Source organism: Streptacidiphilus sp. BW17 (assembly GCF_041262485.1).
Classification (GTDB): Bacteria; Actinomycetota; Actinomycetes; order Streptomycetales; family Streptomycetaceae; genus Streptacidiphilus.
The window spans coordinates 125,115-145,559 of record NZ_JBGCCR010000017.1 but is presented as its reverse complement, the minus strand read 5'-3'; the positions used below and the strand labels follow the sequence as shown (position 1 = coordinate 145,559).

The window sequence follows — 20,445 nt, the reverse complement described above, 5'->3', positions numbered from 1 at the left end:
CTCGCGTCGGGCGACACGTTCGGCTAACATCGCAGCTAAGTTTGAGGGAGGGGTTGGAATGACCCAGAGTGCTTCGGCCGACGAGGCCGCCACCCACGAAAGCCCGAGTCCGGCGCAGAATCCGGCGCGGGCCACCGTCGCCGAGCAGGTGGCCGCACGGATCGTCGCGCTGATCGAGGAACTGCACCTGCGCCCGGGGGACGTGGTGCCCGCTGAGGCCGACCTGGCGCGCCGCTTCGAGGTCAACCGCCTCGCAGTCCGCGAGGCGATCAGAATCCTGGCCGCGCGAGAGATCCTGGTCTCCAGCCAGGGGCGTCCGGCCCGCGTCACGGTGCCGTCCGCCCGGGTCTTCGGACAGATGCTGGAGTTCCGACTGCAGCAGGAGTCACTGCGGTTCGAGGACCTGGTCAGCGCCCGCCGCGCGATCGAGGGGACCCTCGCCGCGCGAGCCGCGGAGCGGGTGGCCGACGGCCAGGTGACCGTCCACAAGGCGGAGCTGACGCTGGCCGCGATGGCCGACGCGGTCACCGACCCGGACCGCTTCATCGCGCTGGACATCGCCTTCCATCACGAACTCGCCGAACTGGGCGGCAACGGCATGCTGCAGCTCGTCCTCGACTCCCTCGGCGGGGTCCTGCTGGACTCGCGGCGCTCCAGTTACACCGGCCGATCCCGGCGCGGAGGCGGCCACACCGCCACAATCGCCGCCCACCGCGCCGTCCTGGACGCGATCCGCCGCGGCGACCCCGCCGCCGCCGCGGCCGCGATGGACGACCACCTCCTGGACACCGAACAGGACTTGCGCGCCGCCAAGCGAGACGAACGATGAGCCCGCTGCGCAGCCAGGAATGGCTGGGGGGCGACGTCAAGAACGGCTTCATCGCCCGCCACCACCTGCGCGCGATGGGCCTGGGCCCCGCCCAGTTCGACGGCCGTCCTGTCATCGGTATCTGCACCAGCTGGTCGGAACTGAGCCCTTGCAACGCCCACCTGCGCGGACTCGCCGAGGCCGTCAAGCGCGGAGTGCTCCAGGCCGGCGGCGTACCGCTGGAGTTCCCGGTGTTCTCACCCGGCGAACCGCTGGTGCGGCCCACGTCGATGCTCTACCGAAACCTCATGGCCATCGACGTCGAGGAGGGTCTGCGCGCCAACCCGCTCGACGCCGCCGTGCTGCTGACCGGCTGCGACAAGAGCACCCCTGCCGCGCTCATGGGAGCAGCCAGCGTCGACCTCCCCTCGGTCCTGCTCACAGGCGGGCCCATGCTCAACGGCCGCTACCGCGGACGCACCGTCGGATCAGGCACCGACATCTGGCGAATGACCGAGGACCTGCGCTCCGGCAAGGCCACCGCCGAGGACTTCGCCGAGTTCGAGTCCTGCCTCAACCGCTCCGCCGGGCACTGCATGACGATGGGCACCGCCTCCACCATGGCCTGCCTGGCCGAGGCGCTGGGGATGCAACTGCCCGGCGCCGCCGCACTGCCCGCCGTCGATTCCCGCCGCACCGTGCTCGCCGAACAGACCGGAGCACGCGCGGTCGAGCTGGCCGGCTCCGACCTGCGGCCCTCAACCATCATGACCCGCGCCGCCTTTGAGAACGCAATCGTCGTCAACGCCGCGATCGGCGGATCCACCAACGCCGTGCTGCACCTGCTCGCGATCGCCGGCCGGGTCGGTGTGCCGCTGGAACTCGACGACTTCGCGGCCCTCGGCCGAGACGTCCCGCTGCTTGTGGACCTGATGCCCAGCGGCCGGTACCTGATGGAGGAGTTCGCCTACGCCGGCGGACTGCCGGCACTCCTGCACGAGCTGCGCGACCTGCTGCGGACCGACGTGCGCACCGTCACCGGGTCAAGCCTGCTGGACGCGGCCCGGAAGAGCGACGACGCCACGGTGATACGGACTCTGAGCGATCCCGTCCAGCCCGCAGGCAGCGCGACCGCCGTGCTGAAGGGCAGCCTCGCCCCGAGCGGAGCGGTCATCAAACCCTCGGCCGCCGAACCGCACCTCCTTCAACACACCGGGCCGGCCCTGGTCTTCGACTCCCTGTCGGACTACCTCGCCGTGGCGGACGACCCCGCACTGCCCGTGACCGCAGACACCGTCCTGATCGTGCGCAACCTCGGCCCGCGCGGCTATCCCGGCATGCCCGAAGCCGGCAACCTGCCCCTGCCCAAAGCACTCCTGGACGCCGGAGTCACCGACATGGTGCGCATCAGCGACGCCCGCATGAGCGGTACCGCGTTCGGAGCCTGCGTCCTGCACGTCGCCCCCGAATCCGCCGTCGGCGGACCGCTTGCGCTCGTCCGCAGCGGCGACCCGGTCCGCCTCGACGTCCCCGGCGGCCGCCTGGACCTGCTGGTCGACCCGGCCGAACTGCGCTCCCGCGCCGAGGCATGGAGCGCGCCCGCACCGGCCGCCGACCGCGGATGGACTCGCCTGTACGTCGACCATGTACTTCAGGCCGACCGGGGCGTCGACCTGGACTTCCTGGTCGGCTCCAGCGGCGACACCCCACCGAAGAAGGCGTTCTGACATGCCGCACGGAATCTGCCCGGTCCTCGAAACACCCTTCCACGCCGACCAGAGCGTCGACGAGGCCGGCTTCGGCCGGGTCATCGACGCAATGACGGCCGCCGGCGTCGAGTCCGTCATGTTCCCGGGCTTCGCCTCGGAGTTCCACACCCTCACCGACGCCGAACGCCGACGCCTGACCGACATACTGCTGGATCACAGCGCCCAGGGCGGCCCGGCCGCCGTCATCTCCGTCCCCGACCACGCCACGGCCACCGCCGTGGCCAACGCCGAGTACGCGGCGGCGAACGGCGCGGCGGCGATCAACCTGCTGCCGCCGCACTTCCTCGCCCCTCCCCCGGACGAGGTCCTGGCACACCTGCGCGCCGTACTCGACGCCGTGGCACCGCTGCCCGTCGTCCTGCAGTACGCCCCCGCCCAGACCGGCACCGCCCTGGACGCCCGGTCCATCAAGCAACTCGCAGCGGAACACCCCAACCTGGCCTGCGTCAAGGTCGAGTCACAGCCACCCGGCCGGCTCATCGCCGCCCTCGCCGCTCGGCCGCAGCCGCTGCCCAGCCTGGTCGGGTACGCCGGACTGCAGCTGCCCGACGCGCTGCGCCGGGGCGCCGTCGGTGTCCAACCGGGCTGCTCCTTCGTGGAGATCTACCTGGAGATCTGGCACCGATGGACCACCGGCGACCAGCAGCGGGCGGAGGCACTGCACCAGCGGCTGGCGCCCTACCTGGCCTACTGGATGCAGCACGTGAACCTCATCGTGGCGGCGGAGAAGACTGTCTCGGTAGCGCGCGGCTGGTTCGCCTCCGACACGTGCCGCCGGCCCGGCTGGCGGCTGGACGCCGAAGAGCGAGCGATGATCGACCGGTTCCTGGACGAGTTCGCCGACCACCTGCTGCCGGGACCGCGACCCGGCGGTGCCGCGCAGGCGGAGGCGACCGAGCGGCTGGGGCAGAACGCATGAGCTGGACAGGAAAAACAGTGATCGTCACCGGCGCCACCCGCGGCATCGGCGCGGCCACCGTCGAACTGTTCGCCGGCTGCGGCGCACACGTCATCGGCCACGGGCAGGACGACGGCGCCGAACTGGCCGCCGGCATCCGAGCCGCCGACGGCCAGGCCGACTTCCTCGCCGGCGACCTGCGCGACCCCGCAGAGGGCCGCCGGCTCACCGACTTCGCACTGCGGCACACCGGCCGCATCGACGTCCTGGTCAACAACGCCGGGGCGAACGTCTTCGCCGGCACGCTCCCGGCCGGGCTGGACGAGTGGAACGACTGCCTGGACCTCGACCTGCGAGCCGTCTGGCTCCTCTCCCGTGCCGCAGCCGAACACTTGGCTCGGCCCGCCGCGATCGTGAACGTCGCCTCCAACCACGCCCACTCCACCATGCCGGGCATCTTCCCCTACAACGTCGCCAAGGCCGGCGTGCTCGCTCTGACCCAGTCCCTCGCGCTCGAACTCGCCGACCGCGGAATCCGGGTGAACGCGGTCTGCCCCGGCTACATCGACACCCCGATCAACGACGCCTACTTCTCCGGCTTCGACAACCCCGCAACCGAACGCACCCGCGTCGAAGCCCTGCACCCGCTGCACCGCATCGGCAGCCCCCAGGACGTCGCCCGCGCCATCCGCTTCCTCGCCGACCAGGACGAGTCCGGCTTCATCACCGGCACCTCCCTCACCATCGACGGCGGACGCTCGGCGCTCATGCAGGACCCCCACGACGGATAGTCAGGGCCCCTGCGACAAGCGGGACCCCGGCCGCCGCCCGGCCCGTCGCGGACGGCGCGAGCCACCCGGCCCCCGACTACGACGCGTGCATCGGCACGCGCCGACCTCACCCACGCCCGGCCCCCGCCGACACCTTCGAGACACAGGCGGGCCGCGCGTCGGCCGCCATCTGCCCGAGAGTTGGAACTCCCATGCCCTTCGCTCCCGTCGCACTCGTCGAGTGCGATCCCACCCGCACGCGTGTCTTCGAGAACGGCTGGTCCTCGTTCGGCCCCAGCGCCGCCTACCCGGCCACGGCCACCTCCCCCCGGCCCGCGCGGCGGGTGTTCGAGATGTCGGTCTTCCGCGCCGACACCCCGGCGCCCGCCACCGGCTTCCAGGGTGAGGGGCTGCTCGCCGTCGACCCCGGGGACGGTGGTCCCGTCCACGTGTTCGCGGCGCCCGACGCCCGCGTCGAGTGCCCCTCCATCCGGGCCACCGCACAGGCCGGGGGCGTGCAGATCAGCGCCGACGGCGCAGTCGAGCACACCGTCGACGACGGTCCGGGCGGCCTGGACTGCGTCCTGGCCCGTTGGGCGGACCGGTACGCGGAGAAGGTGGGCGTTCGCGTCGCGGAGAGCTACCCGACCGGCTGGTGCCCGTGGTACCAGTACTTCACCGAGCTCACCGAGCGCGACATGTACGAGAACATCGACGCCATCGACGCGCATGAACTCCCCATCGACATGATCGCCGTCGACGACGCCTTCCAGAAGGAGATCGGCGACTGGCTCCAGCTCTCCGACCGGTTCAGCTCGCTCAACGGCCTCGTCGACCGGATCCACGCCTCCGACCGGCGCGCCGGTGTCTGGATCGCCCCTACGTTCGTCGGCGCCCGCTCCGACGTCTACCGTGACCATCCGGATTGGCTGGTGCGGACCCCGGACGGGTCAGAGCCGCTGTGGACCGGTCACATCTGGGAGCAGGACCTGTACGCCCTCGACGTCACCCACCCCGGGGCGGCAGCCTACCTCCGCGAGGTCTTCCAGACCTGGCGCGGCCACGGCTTCGACTACTTCAAACTGGACTTCCTCGCCTCCGCGGCCCGTGTCGGCCGCCGCCACGAGGACGTCACCGCGCTCCAGGCGTACGCGATGGGCATCGACCTCATCCGCGACGCCGTCGGCAAGGACGCCACCCTGCTCGGCTGCGGCGCCCCGCTGCTGCCCTCGGTGGGCCTCTTCGACGGTATGCGCATCAGCTGCGACATCGCCCCGACCTACGAATCGCCCGAACGCGACATCAGCGAACCCTCCCAGGCCGGCGCCGTCCTCAGCGGGCGCGGACGGGCGTTCATGCACGGCCGGTTCTGGCACAACGACCCCGACTGCATCATCGTCCGCCCCCAGGTCGAGCGGCGCGAGGAGTGGGCCCACCACATCGAGAAGTACTCAGGGATCCGAGTCCTGAGCGACCGCGTGAACTCCCTCGACGACTGGGGGCTGCAGACCGCTCGACGTCTGCTGGCCCGCTCGACGCCCGATCCGCTCGTCCCGTCCACGCCCTGAACGGGCGATTCCAACTCCGGCGTCCCAGATGAAGACCCTCTCAGTCCTCGCCGAGGCCGCCGCAGCCACTTTGGCCGCCTGCGGCCTGCTCCTCGCACACCGACAGCGCAGGAGCAAGCCCCGAGCTTGACGTCTACTGCGCAGGTCACTCGACCCAGATCCTCGCCTGACTTGAGGCCGGCGGGATCGTCACCGTCGAACTGCTCGCGCTCGCCGCAACCGCCATCGCACTCGGCCTCGCAGCGCTGGCGCTCAGCGTGATGGCGCTCGTCGTCAGGGCGCTGTGGCGAGCGCTGCGCCGTAGAACAGAGGCTGCCCCGCAGGCACAAAAGTGCTGGTGAGACGCTTGGAGAGTCTCAGATGAAACGCCTGGCATATCAGGTTAGCCTGGACGAGCGAGACAGGAACGGACCGGCAGGCCTGCCATCGACACTCCGACCTTGGCTCCCCTGGCTACCTGGCCGTTCCGGCCTCCCACGCCGGGAATCGTTCCGGCCAGCCCGCGGGGGTCCTGCGACTCCCGGAGGGATGCACGGATCGGCACGGCGGCCCGATCAAACGGTCTGCCGGAAGGAGTGAATCGATGTCAACAACGGCATGGCGGTTCCGTGGCACCGAAGAGGCCGATGACGCGGTCCTCAGGCTTAAGCAGTTGGGTGGCCAGGAGCTCATCGACCTGCGTGATGTCGCTGTGATCCGCTGGCCGCTGTACGCAGCGGCACCCCAGGTACAGGAGCACGTGACCGACGAGGGCAGTAAGGCTGCCTCGCTCGCCAAGAAGTTCAGCAAGGCCGGTATCGACGGCTCGATGATCGACTCGGTGAAAGGTGACATGACGCCGGGGAGCTCGGCGCTGGTGCTGATGAGCACCGATAGCGAGGTCGACGCCGTCGCGAAGGCGTTCGAGGGACACGCCATGGAGTTGATGCGCTCCGACCTTTCGGTGAAGCAGGAAGATCAGCTCAGGGCTGCCTTCGGCGCACCGTCCGACGGCGGCCAGGGGCCTGCCTAGATGCAATACCGGTGACTTTGGTGGGCCTTGGTCGTTGGACGGGTTGTGCCAAGGCCCGGTCAGGTGAAGTCGGTGGGTGAACGGTTCTCGGATCGGATCGCGTTGGGGGTGTTGACCCGCGCGTTCCCTCCGGAGCTGGTGGATGAGGTGGTCGCGGAGTGCGGCCGGGTCGAGCAGCCCATGTGTCCGCTGCGCTGGCGGTGGTCTCGGCGGGCCTGTCGTACACGCTGATCCGTACCGGCAACGCCTACTCCCAGTGCTTCACTGCCGCGTACGTTGTCTTTCTGCTCGGCATGGGTGGCCAGGCGTGGGAGCAGACGGTCCCGGAGCGGGTGATGCTCACCCTGCTCGGCGGGGCCTTGGCAATGCTGGCGTACCTGGTGTTCCCCGCGTGGGAGACGCCCCGGCTGCCGGGTCGGCTTGCGGACTGGCTCGCCGCCAACGGCCGCTACGCGGCCGCGGTGCTCCGCAGCTACGCCGAACCGATCCGAGAGCATCGCGCCGACATGCGCAGGGCACTGCTGGCGAGCAGGGACGCACGCGCCGCCTGGCAGGAGGCCTACGACCGGGCACAGCAGGAGCCGGTCCGCCCCAGGGGTCTGACGTCGCGTGAGGCGCAGGAGGCGCTCAAGCGCTTCGGCACCTGTACGAGGACGAGGACGAGGCCGTCGGCAAGGTCGCCGAGCGGCTCAAGAACGCCTAGAGATGTGTCGCAGTGCGGACGAGGTCGGCGACGGCCTTGGACCGGCTGTGCGGTGGCCAGGCGATGACGGTGGTGACCTTCGGCGCGTCCAGCACGGGTACGGCGGCGAGGTCACCGTGCAGTTGGGCTCGGCACGCGCTCTCCGAGGCAGGTGCAGATGCATGAGAGGGCGGGTGTGGGCTTTTGCCCGGCTCGTCGGTGGGAGTGGGGTCTGGCCTGCCGGCCAATGACCGTGTCCGCTCGACCGCTCGATGTGCCGGCGAACACTGACCGAACGGCCAGTCAACAGCTACTCCGTGTCATCCGCCTGAGCGGATCCATGTTCGGGCGAGTTCCCTGACCCACGTCGCGGCCTGATCGGGAGCCGTCGGGGGTGCGTCGACGACAACGAGTTCGGTGACGCCTGCGGCGGCGAGCTCGGGCAGACGCTCCGGGGTGCATTCGCTCGGCGCGACGGCGACCACGAAATCGTCGAGGGTGCGGCCGAAGCGGGCGCGCTCGTCGGCGAGAACGGCGACGCGCGCCGGAATATCGGCCATGGGCACGTTGAAGCCGTACCAGCCGTCGGCGAGCCGTGCCGCGCGGCGCAGCGCGGCATCGCTGTTGCCGCCGACCAGGACCGGGAGTCGACCGCCGCGCACCGGTTTGGGGTTGACCCGGATCGCGTCGAAGTGGGTGAACTCCCCGGCGAAGGAGGCGGGGTCGTCGGTCCAGAGGATGCGCATCGCGGCGAGGTACTCGTCGGTGCGCCGCCCGCGCCCGGCGAAGGGGACGCCGAGGGCGGCGAACTCCTCGGCCGACCAGCCCACCCCGACCCCGAGGCTGAACCGCCCGGCGGACAGTACGTCAAGCGTGGCGGCCTGCTTCGCGAGCACGACTGGGTTGTGCTCGGGCAGCAGGAGGACGCCCGTGGCCAGTCCGATCCGGCCGGTGACCGCTGCCGCGAAGCTCAGAGCGAGCAGCGGGTCCAGCCAGTCCGCATCCGCGGGGACGGCGATCCGGCCGTCCGCAGAGTACGGGTAGCGGGAGGCAGGCGCGTCCACGAGCACTACGTGCTCACCACACCACAGCCTCGCGAAGCCGTCCGCCTCCGCGGCCGTGGCCACAGCCCGGATCACCTCCGGACGGGCACCGTCACCGATACCGAGCACGTGCAGACCCACCCGCATGCTCCACCTGACCTCACTATCGGCACCGGACCGCGACCACGACCAGCTCGGGACGCCGTCCGCGACAGACTGGGTGCGCCGCCCTGCGAACGAGACGCCGTCAGGCGGAGACGCGCTGTTGTCGCATCTCCAGCAACGTCGGCCGGCGCACGCGCGACCGCCCCTGTTCGCAGGGACGTTCAGCGGGTGAACGTCCCCAGACCGGTGGTGTTGAGGTTTTCGACGGTGACCGTGCCGGCGCCCCGGCCGGAGCACCGATCAACTCGAAAGCACGGCGCGTGACGAGACATCCTCAGCCGTCTGAGCGGGAGCTGCCCACCCAAGGTCACCACCCGACCCGATGCCCGGCCGGCAGACGCGCCCGACTGATGTACGAGTCCACCTGGACGGGTGTGCGGCTCGACGGGTCATCGCTGACCGGCCGCCAGGTCTCGCCAGGTCAGCCGTCGTACCCCTGGATCTGCTGGAGACACCGAGGCCGGTTGCCCTGGCTGTCAAGGCCTCGTCAGCTCAGGACCCGTCAGGAGCGGTTCGGTGTCGAAGCCCGCGAGGTCGTCGTACGGCGCGGTCAGGAACGCGACATCGGCCCTGCCGTCGAGCAGAATCGGAGCCTGCTCCCGATGCCGCAGACGGTCACGTCGATGTCAACGGCATCCGGATCGCGGTGGTAGCGCTGCAGGATCGACTCCAGCAGCCCTGCATCCCCGTTGGGCTTCATCGCCAGCGTGAGCTTCGGATCGGTCCGTCCCGCGCGCTGCGCGCGCCGGACCGATGCCGAGACCGCGTCCAGTGCTTTGCGACTCTCCGTCAGGAAGACCTGGCCGGCGGCGGTGAGGTTCACGGCCCGGCTGGTGCGTTCCAGCAGTTGCACGCCCATGCGTCGCTCCAACTGGGCGATGGCGCGGGACAGCGGCAGCTGCGCCATGCCCTCGCCCTGCAGTACGCCCGAGACCTGCTGCCGGACGGCATCAAGGTCAACGCGGTCTGCCCCGGCTACGTCGCCACCGACCTCAACGGCCATCGCGGCCACCGCACCCCGCCGAAGGCGCGGTGGCCGCCGTCCGGATGGCCACCATCGGCGCCGACGGACCGACCGGCACCTTCACGCGCCCTGGTGAACCGTCAGGCGGATGGGCGCGGGGCTTACCCGGTCTCGACAGGGTTGCGGGCGAGCGCTCGCGAGGCCCCGCAACATCCGGACGTGACCTGACAGTTGCCTGATGGACACTCGATTTTTCTCTTAGGCCCGCCTGGGCGTTGAAGGATACGCGCGCACAGCAATGTGCGATGTGCGACTTCACTGGCTCGACTTGTTTGGAGAGCATGATGCCCAAATACACCCGTCCGGCCTTGATCGGACTGGCCACGGCGACGGCAGCCGCACTCTGTGGGCTTCCGGTCCTCAACGCCAGCGCTGAGACAGCCGCGCCCGCGAGCAAGCACGTCCTGCTCATCTCGGTCGACGGCATGCACCAGAGCGATCTCGACTGGTACATCGCCAACCACCCGGGCTCGACGCTGGCCAGATTGGCGCACGCCGGCAGCGAGTACACCAATGCGGAGACGTCCAACCCGTCGGACTCCGACCCGGGCGGCACCGCGCTGATGACCGGCGGCAACCCCAAATCCACCGGCGTCTACTACGACGTCGAGTACAGCCACACCACCGACGAGGCGGGCGCCGCCTGCACCCCTGGCCGGCCTGCCACCGGTGGTGACGTCATCTACGACTCGCCGGACGACGCACTGGCGAACGTCAACGACTTCATCAACCCGGCGAACGGCACCTTCCCGTCGTTCGACGAGAACGGTTCGATCTTCCCCGGGGGTGTCGACAAGAACCCGGCCGCGATCATGAACCTGAAGTTCGACCCGAAGACGTCGCTCAACCCGAAGACGTTCCCGGTCGATCCCAAGACCTGCAAGCCGATCACCCCGTGGGACTACCTTGGCGACAACACGATCTTCCAGGTCATCCACAACGCCGGCCTGCGCACCGCGTGGTCCGACAAGCACGAGGTCTATGCGTCCTTCAACGGTCCCGGCTCGAACGGTCAGAGCATCGACGACCTCTTCTCGCCGGAGATCGACTCACAGGCCGTCATGCCGAACGGCGTCCCGTACCCGCAGGACAACGACTGGGCCCACATCGACGCCGCCACCAAGCAGTACGACGGCTACAAGGTCCAGGCCATCCTCAATGAGATCGGCGGCCGCGATCACTCGGGCAAGACCAAGGTCGGCACCCCGGCGATCTTCGGCATGAACTTCCAGACCGTCTCGGTCGCGCAGAAGATCCGCTCGACCCCGACGACGCTGATCGGTCCGGACGCCCACGGCAACTACACCACCAGCGCTCCGGAACCGGGCGGCTACCAGTGGGTGCACGGCAAGCTCGTCCCAGGGCCGGTGCTGTCCAGCGCGCTGGACTACGTCAACACTCAGCTCGGCCGCATGGTCGCCGCCATTCACAAGGACGGCCTCGCGGGCTCGACGACGATCATTGTGACGGCCAAGCACGGTCAGTCGCCGGAGGACCCCAACAAGCTCATCACCGTCCAGGACGGTCCGATCATCAGCGCGATCAACGCCGCCTGGGCGAAGACGCATCCGGCCAACAAGAGCCTCATCGTCGCCGGAACGGACGACGACCTGTGGCAGTCCTACCTGTCGGACAGGTCGCAAGCCGCTTCCGACTTCGTCAAGAGCTACCTGTGGGACCACACCGCTCAGGGTTACGACGTCAACGAGAAGCCGGTTACCGTCGCGCACTCGGGCCTGGCGCAGATCTGGGCCGGCGCAGCCGCCGCGCACTTCTTCGGCACCTCGGTCGACAACGGCCACTACCCGGACGTCTTCGGCGAGGTCCAGGAGGGCATTGTCTACTCGAAGCCGACCAAGCTGGCCGAGCACGGTGGCATGAACACCGGTGACCGGCATGTCCTGATGCTTGTCGACGGCCCGGGCATCCCGGCTCAGGTCGAGTCCGCCTCGGTCGAGACCACCCAGGTCGCTCCCACGATCCTGTCCGTTCTGGGGCTCAACCCGCGCGAGTTGACGGCCGTCAAGGTTGAGGGCACGCAGGTCCTTCCCGGCCTCGCTGACCGTCCGCGGGGCCACTGACCCGGCGCCGCTACCCGCCAGCTGATCGGCAGCGCCTGAAACGGGAGGCCGGGGCGCCAAGCACGAGCGTCATCTCCGGGCCGGGGCGCGGCGCGCAGGTACCCGGGTCAGCGGACCACGCTGCCCGGGTACTTGCGCCGCTCGCCTGCCGGCGGCTCGACGACCAGAGCGGCTGATTCGCTCCAGAAGCGGCAGCCGGCCGGGATGAAGACCGGATGCTCCAGCACGAACCAGCCGACGCGGCTGGTGAGGAGGAGTCTCGGCGCGATCGGACGTGAACCCTCGAATTCCACGGCCCCATTCTCGCAGCCGCCGTCGGGGGCCGTGCTCGGTCACTCGATCACAGCCCGGTGGCGAGCCACACGGTGACGGCCGCGGTCGCGGTGAGCCCGAGGTTCAGTGCGATCCGGCGGTCGTCGCAGGCCGGGTGGACGGCGATCGCGCCCAGTTGCAGGAGTACGAAGCCGACGGCCGCGGCCAGGGCCAGCGAGGGGGGATGCCGGTCAGGGGCGGCGGGATGAGGCCGGCCGCGCCGAGTGTTTCGAGCGCGCCCAGCGTCCTGACGACAGGCCGGGGTACGCCTTCGGCCCAGGCCGTCATCGGGCGGAGCAGATGTCCCAGCACACCATGCTTGTAGTTTGAATTCGAACGTCCTGGCGTATCCTTTCCCGCATGTCAGTCCGCCGCCTCAACCACGCCGTGCTCTGGATCCGCGACGTCGACCGCTCGGTCGCGTTCTACACCGATGTCTTCGGCTTCCACGTCGACCATCTGATCCCCGGCCGGGCCGCCTTCCTCAGTGCGCCCGACAGCCTCAACGACCACGACCTCGGCCTCTTCGCCCTGGGGCTCGACGCCCCCGGCCCCGAGCAGGGCCGAGTCGGCCTCTATCACCTGGCATGGGAGGTCGGCACCCTCGGTGAACTGGCCGCCATCGGCCGCAAGCTCGCCGAGCGCGGAGCCCTCGTCGGCTCGACCGACCACCTGGTCTCCCAGTCCTTCTACGCCAAGGACCCCGACGGCAACGAGTTCGAGCTGATGTGGCGCGTCCCCCGCGAAGACTGGCCCAGCCCCGACTCCCACGCCAAGCCGGGCCCCCTCGACCTCGCTCAATCCCTCGAACGCTGGGGGCCCGACCTCGCCACCGGGTCCGCAGCGGGTCTTGCCACCTGATCACAGCCGTCGAAGATCCTGGTCTCGATCATGCGCAGTGCGTGCAGGCGGGTCCAGGATCTTCGAGATGCTCGCGATGGCGGGGCCCGGGACCGGCGTTGTCGCGTGACCGGCACGGCGGCCCGCTGTCTACTCGTGGCATGACGGAACTGACTGCTGCGCAGATCGAGTATCTCGGAAGCCAACTGCTCGGCCGGCTGGCCACCGCCGGAACCGACCACAAGCCTCACGTCGTGCCGACCTCGTTCCGCTACAACGCCGAACTTGGCACGGTCGACGTCGGCGGTCACGATGTGGCGAACACCAAGAAGTACCGGGACGTCCAGGCCAACGGCTGGGCGGCGATCGTGGTCGACGATCTGGTGTCGACCGATCCGTGGACCCCGCGCATGCTGGAGATCCGCGGCGCCGCCGAAGCCATTCCGACCGGCGGCGCGCACTTCGGGCCGGGATTCGGCGAGGCCTTCATCCGCATCCATCCGGCCAAGGTCAACAGCTTCGGCATCGAATAGCGCCGGCTGTCAGACCGTCGTCCCCAGCCATCCCAGCCAGGAGCGGTAGCGCCGCAGGGCGCGACGCTGGACCAGGTTGTCGCAGACAGAACTGATACTGGCCGCTCACACCCGGCCCGTGCTGCGACCGGGCCGGTCAATCGGCAGCCGGTGTGAAGCAGGACCCCAGTCCGGTCTCGACAACTGTTGCCGCTCTGGCCACGTGGGCCGTGACCGCCGTGTGCAGTTGTTGGGGGGTGCGGGCGTCGTCGAGGTATCTGCCCAGGGCCTGGAACTGGACGGGCCACAGGCCGAGAAGGGCGGTGGCTGCGATCTGCGGTTCGGGGTCGTAGGGGTGCATGCCTGTGCGGTGGGCCAGGATCTCGGCAGCGGCGGCGATGAGCCGCTCGGTCGCGTCGCGCTGGTGGGCGCGTAGCGAGGGCGTGGATCGGATCAGGGCGCCGAAGCGCCGGAACTGCTCCACGGCGTGAGGTCGGTCGTCCTGGGCGCCGAGCCAGGAGGTCACCATCGCCAGCTGCTCGGCGAGGATCTTCAGCACGGCCTGGACCGGCGTGAGGCCAGGGTCGGCCAAGGTGGAGCGCAGGGCGTCCTCGATGGCCTCGTCCAGGTCGAGAAGGAGTGACTCCTTGGTCGGGAAGTAGTTGAACACCGTTTTCTCCGACACCCCGCAGGCTTCCGCGATCTCGGCGACGCGGACGGCATCGAAGCCGCGCTCCAGGAACATCTCGGTGGCCGTGTCGGACAACTGGCGGCGCGTCAGCCGCTTCTTGCGCTCGCGCAACCCCTCGCCCGTGGACCCCTCAGCCAAGGGGCGCAGCCCCGTCCAGTCCACCGCGCGCTGACTCATGGCGTCAGCATAGTCGTGCCACCAGAACTTTAGTGTTACTGTAAATTTCTAGTCACTATATAAACCTTGGAGCTTGTCTTGTCCATCAGCCAGAGGAGCCTCGCGTGAGCGCCATCCATCTGACCCAGGACTACCCCCATCCCCCGGAGAAGGTCTGGCGGGCGGTCACCGACGCCGAGCTGATCCCGCTGTGGACGGCGACCGGCGCAGGCGGGAGGCCAGAAGGCTTCAGCCCCACCGTCGGCACCCGGTTCAGGTTCGTCGCGAAGCCGAAGCCGGGCTGGAGCGGGGTCGTCGCCTGCGAGGTCCTGGAGGTCCAACCGCCCTCCCTGCTGCGCTATTCGTGGACGGACCCGGGTGGGGGCGGGACGACGGAGGTCAGCTACCGCATCGAGCCCCATGCCGGCGGCACGCGCTTCACCTACGAGCACGCCGGCTTCACCGGCCTCGGCGGCCGCCTCCTGGCCAAGCTGCTCGGCAGAGTCCGCCACAAGATGCTCGCCGTCGGCCTGAGCGCGCTGCTCGACGACATGGACAGCCACGGCCGGCTGAAGGCCGGCAGCACTCTGCGCCCGAAGCCACTCTGACGCCCCCTTACGCCCCCTGACCCCCTGCCCTGACGCCTGAGCCCATCGATGGGCGGCCCGCAAGAGCCTCCGTCGGCACCCGCCACCGACGACGGCACCCCAGCCGGGGCACCTATGCTGGGCCGGTGACACCGAGAGCCGAGCAGGGGCCAGCGCTGCGGGCGGATGCCGCGCGCAACCGTGCCCGGGTGCTGCAGATCGCCCGCGAGCAACTGGCCGCCGGTGACGACTCACTCCAGCTCAACGCCATCGCCCGGATCGCCGGCGTCGGCGTGGGAACCGTGTACCGGCACTTCCCCAACCGCCATGCGCTGATGGAGGCGCTCTCGGCGGAACGCTTCCGGGAGCTGGTCGGCGAGGCACAGGCGGCAGCCGCCGCCGAGGACGCTCTCGCCGGACTGCACCGCCTGCTGCACTTCACGCTCGACCGCGCCCTGGACGATGCCGGTTTCGCGGCCGTACTGGAGTCCGCGAGCGACGCCGAGGCGCAGACCTCGGCGATGAAGGCCGAGCTCGACCGGGCCGTCGGGGATCTGCTGGACCGGGCCCGCCGGGTCGGCGTCATCCGGGACGGGGTCGGGGCGGACGATGTGCGCCGCCTTCTCTGCGGCATCGAGCACGCCGTGCGGTCCGGCGACAGCGACGCCACGCGCCGAGAGCTCTATCTCGGCATTCTCCTTGAGGGCCTGCGCCCCCCACGCTGATCGCACCCCCCGCCCCGCCGACACCCGCACCGGACCCCCGCCGAGGGGGTTGCCCGGTGCATCCCACACACAGCAACCGGATAACTATCCGATTGTGCTAACGTGCGCTCATCGAAACGGATACCTATCCGTATCCGTGTGGCGCTGGAAGGCGGAACTGTGGAGCATCGGGCAGTGGTGACGGCGGGAACCGGCGGGATTGGCCTGGAGACCGCGATGGGACTCGCAGCGCACGGGCTAGCCGTGACGGTGGTCGGCCGCAACGCGGAGCGCGGCGCCCGCGCGGCCGAGCGGATCGCCGCGGTGGCCACCGGAGCGGCCCCGCGCTTCGTGGCAGCCGACCTGGCCTCGCTCGACAACGTGCGCGCTCGCAGCGCAGTTGACAGCCGAGGGCCCACTCAAAGTGCTGGTCAACAACGTCGGCGCGATGTTCGCCCAGCGGCAGGAGACCGTTGACGGGATCGAGGCGTCATTCGCCGTCAACCACCTCTCGCCGTACCTGCTCACCGAGTTGCTGCTGGATCAGCTCCGGGCCGGCGGGCCGAGTCGGGTCGTCAACGTCACCTCCGGCGCGATCAAGGTCGCCAAGCGCACCTTCGAGGCCGTCGAACCGCCGGGCGGCTACTACGGATTCCACTGGTACGGCCGGGCCAAGCTCGCCAACCTCGCCTACACCCTGGACCTGGCCGAGCGGCTGCGCGGCACCGGCATCGCGGTCTTCGCCGCCGACCCCGGCGGCGCCGCGACCGACATGACCAACGGCACCATGACCTCACCGAAGATCATCTCCCCCGGGCTGCGCCTGCTGTGGCCGCTGGTCCGGCGGACCTTCGAACGCTCCACCGCCGGCCCCGCCTCCGCTGCCGCCCGCCCGTCCGTCTTCGCCGCCACCGACACCTCCCTCGACGGGAAGACCGGCCTCCTGATCGGCCCTCGGGTCCACCCCGTCCCCGCCTTCCGGGGAAGTACCGACCCCCAGGTCGTCGACAACGTCCTCAGGCTCAGCCGAAAGCTGGCACCCCTGCGCGGTGGTCCCGTCGCGCACACGCGCTGAATTCAGGGCAGGGCCCGCCTCGACGAGGTGGTTCAGCTCAGTTGCTCGGCCAGTCCGACGATGATGCCCTCCGGGCCGCGGACGTAGCAGAGCAGATAGCTGTCCTCGAACCGGGCGATCTCGCCCACGAGTTCGGCGCCGTGAGGGCGCAGGCGGGCAACGGTGTCCTCGATGCCGTCGACGGCGAACATGACGCGGTGCGTACCCAGAACGTTGTGCGGCCGGTTACGCGGCCCGGCGCTGATCACCGCCGGGCTGCGGTACTTGGCCAGCTCGAGCCGGCCCTGACCGTCCGGGGTCCGCACCATCGCGATCTCGCAGCGGACGCCGTCGAGCCCGGTGCACTGGTCGGCGAAGAGGCCCTCGACCTCCCCCCTGCCCTCCAGCTCCATACCGAGCTCCACGAAGAAGGCAATGGCGGCATCCATGTCCTCGACGACGATGCCGACGTTGTCCATCCGCTGAATCGCCACGCTGGTCTCTCCTTCTTCGCTCGATCAGGTCCATCGAGTGGGGTCAATGATGCCGCACTGTCACGAGGCCAACGGGCAACGTGACGGGACTGACCGGTTCCTGTTCAGGCGGGTTTCCGCGCGTGTCCACACTCGTCTTCCGCGCAGAGCGCCCGGCGTCGCCCCGACACCGAACCGCCGGGGCGTCCGCGGTCATGACGGTCTGTTCCGGGCCAGCCGCCGGTAGAGCCAGAACATCGGGCCGCCGCGCCGACGGGCGTACTCGGCCTCCGCCTTCCTGGATGCCTCGACAGCGGCATTTCCGTACTCGCGCATCTGCGCCTCGTACGCGCCGACCGCCGCCAGCAGGCTCTTCTCGTCCGGCGCGGCTTCGGTCAGGACGTGGCACAGCAGTCCGGCGTCCTGCAAAGCCGTGTTGGCGCCGGATCCGCGCGCCGGGCTCATCGCGTGGATGGCGTCGCCCAGGACGGTGACGCGGCTGGGCTTCCAGGCCGGCGTCGGCACCGACGTCCGGATCCGCACCAGGAACGTCTCGTCGATGTCGGCCAGGGCGTGCAGCGCGCGCAGGTCCCGGTGCCAAGACCTGATCATGCTCCCCGTCAGGGCGTGCAGCTCGGCCGCCGCCATGGCGTCCAGCCTGTCCTGCGACACCCTGAACAGTCGCTGTTCGGCCGTCACAGCCCACATCATGTAGTCGCCGACCGGCGAGAGGCCGGCTTCGCCGGGTGCCTTCCGGAAGCGGACCAGCCCGGTCGCCATGCCGACCTGACCGCCGATGACGGCCGTGAAACCGTCGAGCAGGCTCGGCGGCACCAGCTTCGAGGTCTCTTCCGTGAGCGGAGTCTTGCCGTAGACGCTGAGGCCTCCGGTGTCGATGACCTCGGATTCCGGCAGATATTGGCGACGCACCGCCGAGTTGACGCCGTCCGCGCCGACCAGTAGGTCCGCGTCGGCGTGGCTACCGTCTGCGAACACGGCGTGGACCAAGTCGCCGGTCAGCTCGTAGCCGACGAACTCGCGGCCGTATTCGACGTCCAGTCCGCGCGCCAGGATCTCCCGCAGCGTCTGCCGGTTGACGGACGTGGCCAGCGTCGCAGCGGCGAACGTGTCGACCGCCGGGTCGCCCGCCACCTCGTGCAGCTGTCGGAGGTGCTCGGTCACCACTGTGAAGCGGGTGCTGGCGCGGCTGCACGTCGCCAAGAACAGCTCCCACAGTTCCGGCGGCAGGCAGCGCTGCAAGGCCAGTCCGGCACGCGCGTCGACGTGCAGCCGGTAGCCCTGCCTTCGCATGGCCGACGTCGCGTCCCGTTCATAGACGGTGACGTCGATGCCGGCCTTCCTCAGCCCCTGGGCCAGGCACAGTCCGCCAAGCCCGCCGCCGATCACGGCTACACGCAATCCCATGACGCCATCCCCCGATGGTCGCTGTCGAGGGCATCAGAATACGCGTCATATCGCGTCATCCGGATCAGGCGCTCAACTCCCTTCTGCGGCGGGCGATGTCGTCGGGGTTCCAACCCGGGTGCGGGACCGAGGCCAGCAGGAGACGGGTGTAGGGGTGGGCCGGGTGTTCGAGCAGGGGCTCCAGCGGGCCCTGCTCGACGGGGCGGCCCCGGTGCAGGACGAGGGCTTCGTTGCAGACGTAGCGCACCACCGCGAGGTCGTGGCTGACGAAGACCAGGCCGACACCGGTCTCGGTGCGGATGTCGGTGAGCAGGTTCAGCACCTGCGCCTGGACCGAGACGTCCAGTGCCGAGACCGCTTCGTCGAGGACCAGGACGGAGGGCTCCACCGCCAGGGCGCGGGCGATCGCCGCCCGCTGGCGCTGGCCGCCGGAGAGGTGGCGAGGCAGCGCCGCCGCCTCGCGGTCGCCGAGGCCGACCTGGGCGAGCAGGTCGCGGACGCGGCCGGCGCGGGCGGCGCGGTCGCTCAGACCGTGCAGGCGCAGGACGCCGTCGACGGTCGCCGCGATGGAGAGGCGTCCGTCCAGGGAGAGGTAGGGGTCCTGGAAGACGATCTGCACGGCCTTGGCGCGCGCCAGGCGTGCGGTCCGGCCGTGGACGCGCGCCGCGAGCGGCTCACCCCGGACCGTGATCGTGCCGCGGTCCGGGCGCTCCAGGCCGACCAGCATCCGGGCGGTGGTGGTCTTGCCCGAACCCGACTCGCCGACCAGTCCGAGCGCTCCACCCGGCGGCAGGGTGAAGGAGACCCCGTCGACGGCCACGGTGGGCCCGTAGCACTTGCGCAGGTCGGCGACCTCCAACAGCGGGCTCTGCGCCGTGGGTGTCATGGGTGGACCTCCTGGGGGTCGGGGAGTTCGGCCGCTCGCAGACAGGCCGTGGCGCGCCCGGAGGCGCCGTCCAGCGGCACGAGTGCCGGTGGCTCCACGTCACACCGGCCCGGGAGGGCGAAGGCGCATCGTGGAGCGAAGGCGCAGCCGGGCTGCGCTTCGGCGAGACCCAACGGGGCACCGGGGACCGGGCGGAGGCGCTGCAGCGGACCGACCAACGGCGGGGTGGAGCCGAGCAGGCCGATCGTGTAGGGGTGGCGCGGTGCCGCGAACAGGTCCGCGGCCGACGCGGATTCCACGATCCGGCCCGCATACATCACGTAGACCCGGTCACAGCTCGCGGCGGCCAGGTCGATGTCATGAGTGATCAGCAGCATGCCGAGGCCGCGTTCCCGTTGCAGCCGCCCGAGCAGCGCCAGGATCTCCGCCTGGGTGCTGACGTCCAGGGCGGTGGTCGGCTCGTCGCAGAGCAGCAGCCGCGGCTCGCCCGCCAGCGCGCCCGCGATCATCGCGCGCTGCAGCATGCCGCCGGACAACTCGTGCGGATACTGGCGCAGATGACGCGGTGGGTCCGGCAGGCCGACGGCTGCGAGCAGCTCCAGCGCCCGTTCCCGCGCCTGTCCGCGGGGCAGACGTCGCGTCAGACGCAGTGGCTCGGTGAGGAAGTCGCCGATCCTGCGGACCGGGTTGATGCCCGCGCGAGGGTCCTGGAAGATCATCGACGCGACCGAGGTGCGCACCTGCCGCAGCCGCTCCGGGTCACGCGACACCAGGTCCGCGCCGTCCACGAGCACCTGCCCGCGCAGCGTCGCTCCCGCAGGGAAGAGACCGAGGGCGCTGCGCGCGGTCACCGACTTGCCGGAGCCGGACTCGCCGACCAGGCCGACGACCTCGCCCGCGGCCACGGTCAGGCTGACCTCGTCCAGTACGGGCCGGGCAGCGCCGGGCAGTTCGACGGTCAGCCGGACCACGTCGAGCAGCGGAC

Annotated in this window: 19 protein-coding genes and 4 pseudogenes; 13 read left to right on the top strand and 10 right to left on the bottom strand. The window is 70.2% G+C overall.

Annotated features, from left to right (window positions below; translation table 11 throughout):
- The first annotated feature begins 58 nt into the window (after positions 1-58).
- From ABH940_RS21755 to ABH940_RS21725, 7 genes and pseudogenes are all read left to right on the top strand, one after another.
- Positions 59-829, top strand: coding sequence for a FadR/GntR family transcriptional regulator (locus ABH940_RS21755; RefSeq protein ID WP_370062219.1), 771 nt, complete (start codon positions 59-61; stop codon positions 827-829).
- The gene (locus tag ABH940_RS21750; RefSeq protein ID WP_370062217.1) at positions 826-2,535 is read left to right on the top strand and encodes an IlvD/Edd family dehydratase; all 1,710 of its coding nucleotides are present in this window, start codon (positions 826-828) and stop codon (positions 2,533-2,535) included. Before ABH940_RS21755 ends, ABH940_RS21750 begins: the two co-directional genes overlap by 4 nt.
- 1 nt (position 2,536) lies before the next feature.
- A complete protein-coding gene (locus ABH940_RS21745) occupies positions 2,537-3,496 on the top strand; it encodes a dihydrodipicolinate synthase family protein (protein WP_370062215.1) in 960 nt (319 codons plus the stop codon).
- A 17-nt stretch (positions 3,497-3,513) separates the two neighbouring features.
- Positions 3,514-4,266 carry an SDR family NAD(P)-dependent oxidoreductase gene (locus ABH940_RS21740; protein ID WP_370062213.1) on the top strand — a complete coding sequence of 251 codons (753 nt, stop codon included), beginning with the start codon at positions 3,514-3,516 and terminating at the stop codon, positions 4,264-4,266.
- 191 nt (positions 4,267-4,457) lie between these two features.
- Positions 4,458-5,813 carry a glycoside hydrolase family 36 protein gene (locus ABH940_RS21735; RefSeq protein ID WP_370062211.1) on the top strand — a complete coding sequence of 452 codons (1,356 nt, stop codon included), beginning with the start codon at positions 4,458-4,460 and terminating at the stop codon, positions 5,811-5,813.
- A 583-nt stretch (positions 5,814-6,396) separates the two neighbouring features.
- A complete protein-coding gene (locus tag ABH940_RS21730; protein WP_370105990.1) occupies positions 6,397-6,825 on the top strand; it encodes a DUF1269 domain-containing protein in 429 nt (142 codons plus the stop codon).
- Positions 6,826-6,992: 167 nt separating this feature from the next.
- Positions 6,993-7,451: pseudogene (locus tag ABH940_RS21725) on the top strand (FUSC family protein); the annotation flags it as partial.
- A gap of 73 nt (positions 7,452-7,524) precedes the next feature.
- On the opposite strand, the pseudogene ABH940_RS21720 reads toward ABH940_RS21725, so the two are convergent.
- The 3 genes and pseudogenes from ABH940_RS21720 to ABH940_RS21710 form a co-directional block, all read right to left on the bottom strand.
- Positions 7,525-7,659, bottom strand: a pseudogene (locus tag ABH940_RS21720) (LysR family transcriptional regulator); the annotation flags it as partial.
- Positions 7,660-7,827: 168 nt separating this feature from the next.
- Positions 7,828-8,697, bottom strand: a complete 870-nt coding sequence (locus ABH940_RS21715; protein ID WP_370062207.1) for an LLM class F420-dependent oxidoreductase — start codon at positions 8,695-8,697, stop codon at positions 7,828-7,830.
- A 568-nt stretch (positions 8,698-9,265) separates the two neighbouring features.
- Positions 9,266-9,718: a LysR family transcriptional regulator gene (locus tag ABH940_RS21710; protein ID WP_370105999.1), complete on the bottom strand. Its 453-nt coding sequence runs from the start codon at positions 9,716-9,718 to the stop codon at positions 9,266-9,268.
- Between the two features lie 305 nt (positions 9,719-10,023).
- Between ABH940_RS21710 and ABH940_RS21705 the strand changes: the two genes are divergently transcribed.
- Complete coding sequence (locus ABH940_RS21705) at positions 10,024-11,820, top strand: alkaline phosphatase family protein (protein ID WP_370062205.1); 1,797 nt, start codon at positions 10,024-10,026, stop codon at positions 11,818-11,820.
- 107 nt (positions 11,821-11,927) lie between these two features.
- Here the strand turns inward: ABH940_RS21705 and ABH940_RS21700 are convergent, their stop codons facing one another.
- On the bottom strand, positions 11,928-12,113 hold the full coding sequence (locus ABH940_RS21700; protein WP_370062203.1) for a hypothetical protein: 186 nt from the start codon (positions 12,111-12,113) through the stop codon (positions 11,928-11,930).
- 47 nt (positions 12,114-12,160) lie between these two features.
- Positions 12,161-12,429 (bottom strand): annotated as a pseudogene (locus ABH940_RS21695) (DoxX family protein); the annotation flags it as partial.
- Positions 12,430-12,492: 63 nt separating this feature from the next.
- Between ABH940_RS21695 and ABH940_RS21690 the strand changes: the two are divergent.
- Both ABH940_RS21690 and ABH940_RS21685 read left to right on the top strand, forming a co-directional pair.
- Positions 12,493-12,993 (top strand): VOC family protein, encoded by a 501-nt coding sequence (locus ABH940_RS21690; RefSeq protein WP_370105989.1) that lies wholly within the window; start codon positions 12,493-12,495, stop codon positions 12,991-12,993.
- 140 nt (positions 12,994-13,133) lie between these two features.
- Positions 13,134-13,505 carry a PPOX class F420-dependent oxidoreductase gene (locus ABH940_RS21685; RefSeq protein ID WP_370062199.1) on the top strand — a complete coding sequence of 124 codons (372 nt, stop codon included), beginning with the start codon at positions 13,134-13,136 and terminating at the stop codon, positions 13,503-13,505.
- Positions 13,506-13,641: 136 nt separating this feature from the next.
- Here ABH940_RS21685 and ABH940_RS21680 read toward each other — a convergent pair whose 3' ends face one another.
- Entirely contained in the window at positions 13,642-14,352 is a 711-nt protein-coding gene (locus tag ABH940_RS21680; RefSeq protein WP_370062197.1) for a TetR/AcrR family transcriptional regulator, read from the bottom strand.
- Between the two features lie 104 nt (positions 14,353-14,456).
- On the opposite strand from ABH940_RS21680, the gene ABH940_RS21675 reads away from it, so the two are divergent.
- The 3 genes and pseudogenes from ABH940_RS21675 to ABH940_RS21665 all read left to right on the top strand — a co-directional run bounded on the left by ABH940_RS21675 (position 14,457) and on the right by ABH940_RS21665 (position 16,697).
- Entirely contained in the window at positions 14,457-14,939 is a 483-nt protein-coding gene (locus ABH940_RS21675; protein WP_370105988.1) for an SRPBCC domain-containing protein, read from the top strand.
- 125 nt (positions 14,940-15,064) lie between these two features.
- The gene (locus ABH940_RS21670) at positions 15,065-15,643 is read left to right on the top strand and encodes a TetR/AcrR family transcriptional regulator (RefSeq protein WP_370062193.1); all 579 of its coding nucleotides are present in this window, start codon (positions 15,065-15,067) and stop codon (positions 15,641-15,643) included.
- Positions 15,644-15,859: 216 nt separating this feature from the next.
- A pseudogene (locus tag ABH940_RS21665) lies at positions 15,860-16,697 on the top strand (SDR family NAD(P)-dependent oxidoreductase).
- Positions 16,698-16,729: 32 nt separating this feature from the next.
- Here the strand turns inward: ABH940_RS21665 and ABH940_RS21660 are convergent.
- From ABH940_RS21660 to ABH940_RS21645, 4 genes are all read right to left on the bottom strand, one after another.
- Positions 16,730-17,170 (bottom strand): VOC family protein, encoded by a 441-nt coding sequence (locus ABH940_RS21660; protein ID WP_370105987.1) that lies wholly within the window; start codon positions 17,168-17,170, stop codon positions 16,730-16,732.
- Positions 17,171-17,362: 192 nt separating this feature from the next.
- Positions 17,363-18,574 (bottom strand): FAD-dependent oxidoreductase, encoded by a 1,212-nt coding sequence (locus ABH940_RS21655; RefSeq protein WP_370062187.1) that lies wholly within the window; start codon positions 18,572-18,574, stop codon positions 17,363-17,365.
- Between the two features lie 64 nt (positions 18,575-18,638).
- On the bottom strand, positions 18,639-19,460 hold the full coding sequence (locus ABH940_RS21650) for an ABC transporter ATP-binding protein (protein WP_370105986.1): 822 nt from the start codon (positions 19,458-19,460) through the stop codon (positions 18,639-18,641).
- Entirely contained in the window at positions 19,457-20,431 is a 975-nt protein-coding gene (locus ABH940_RS21645; RefSeq protein ID WP_370062183.1) for an ABC transporter ATP-binding protein, read from the bottom strand. The genes ABH940_RS21650 and ABH940_RS21645 overlap by 4 nt, the downstream gene beginning before the upstream one ends.
- Between the last annotated feature and the right edge of the window lie 14 nt (positions 20,432-20,445).

Excerpts from the sequence above, each read along its gene's own strand:
- ABH940_RS21750 (WP_370062217.1), top strand. The coding sequence starts at position 826 with ATGAGCCCGCTGCGCAGCCAGGAATGGCTGGGGGGCGACGTCAAGAAC.
- ABH940_RS21655 (WP_370062187.1), bottom strand. The coding sequence starts at position 18,574 with ATGGGATTGCGTGTAGCCGTGATCGGCGGCGGGCTTGGCGGACTGTGC.
- ABH940_RS21690 (WP_370105989.1), top strand. The coding sequence starts at position 12,493 with ATGTCAGTCCGCCGCCTCAACCACGCCGTGCTCTGGATCCGCGACGTC.
- ABH940_RS21730 (WP_370105990.1), top strand. The coding sequence starts at position 6,397 with ATGTCAACAACGGCATGGCGGTTCCGTGGCACCGAAGAGGCCGATGAC.
- ABH940_RS21715 (WP_370062207.1), bottom strand. The coding sequence starts at position 8,697 with ATGCGGGTGGGTCTGCACGTGCTCGGTATCGGTGACGGTGCCCGTCCG.
- ABH940_RS21705 (WP_370062205.1), top strand. The coding sequence starts at position 10,024 with ATGCCCAAATACACCCGTCCGGCCTTGATCGGACTGGCCACGGCGACG.
- ABH940_RS21685 (WP_370062199.1), top strand. The coding sequence starts at position 13,134 with ATGACGGAACTGACTGCTGCGCAGATCGAGTATCTCGGAAGCCAACTG.
- ABH940_RS21735 (WP_370062211.1), top strand. The coding sequence starts at position 4,458 with ATGCCCTTCGCTCCCGTCGCACTCGTCGAGTGCGATCCCACCCGCACG.
- ABH940_RS21680 (WP_370062197.1), bottom strand. The coding sequence starts at position 14,352 with ATGAGTCAGCGCGCGGTGGACTGGACGGGGCTGCGCCCCTTGGCTGAG.
- ABH940_RS21650 (WP_370105986.1), bottom strand. The coding sequence starts at position 19,460 with ATGACACCCACGGCGCAGAGCCCGCTGTTGGAGGTCGCCGACCTGCGC.
- ABH940_RS21755 (WP_370062219.1), top strand. The coding sequence starts at position 59 with ATGACCCAGAGTGCTTCGGCCGACGAGGCCGCCACCCACGAAAGCCCG.
- ABH940_RS21745 (WP_370062215.1), top strand. The coding sequence starts at position 2,537 with ATGCCGCACGGAATCTGCCCGGTCCTCGAAACACCCTTCCACGCCGAC.
- ABH940_RS21710 (WP_370105999.1), bottom strand. The coding sequence starts at position 9,718 with ATGGCCGTTGAGGTCGGTGGCGACGTAGCCGGGGCAGACCGCGTTGAC.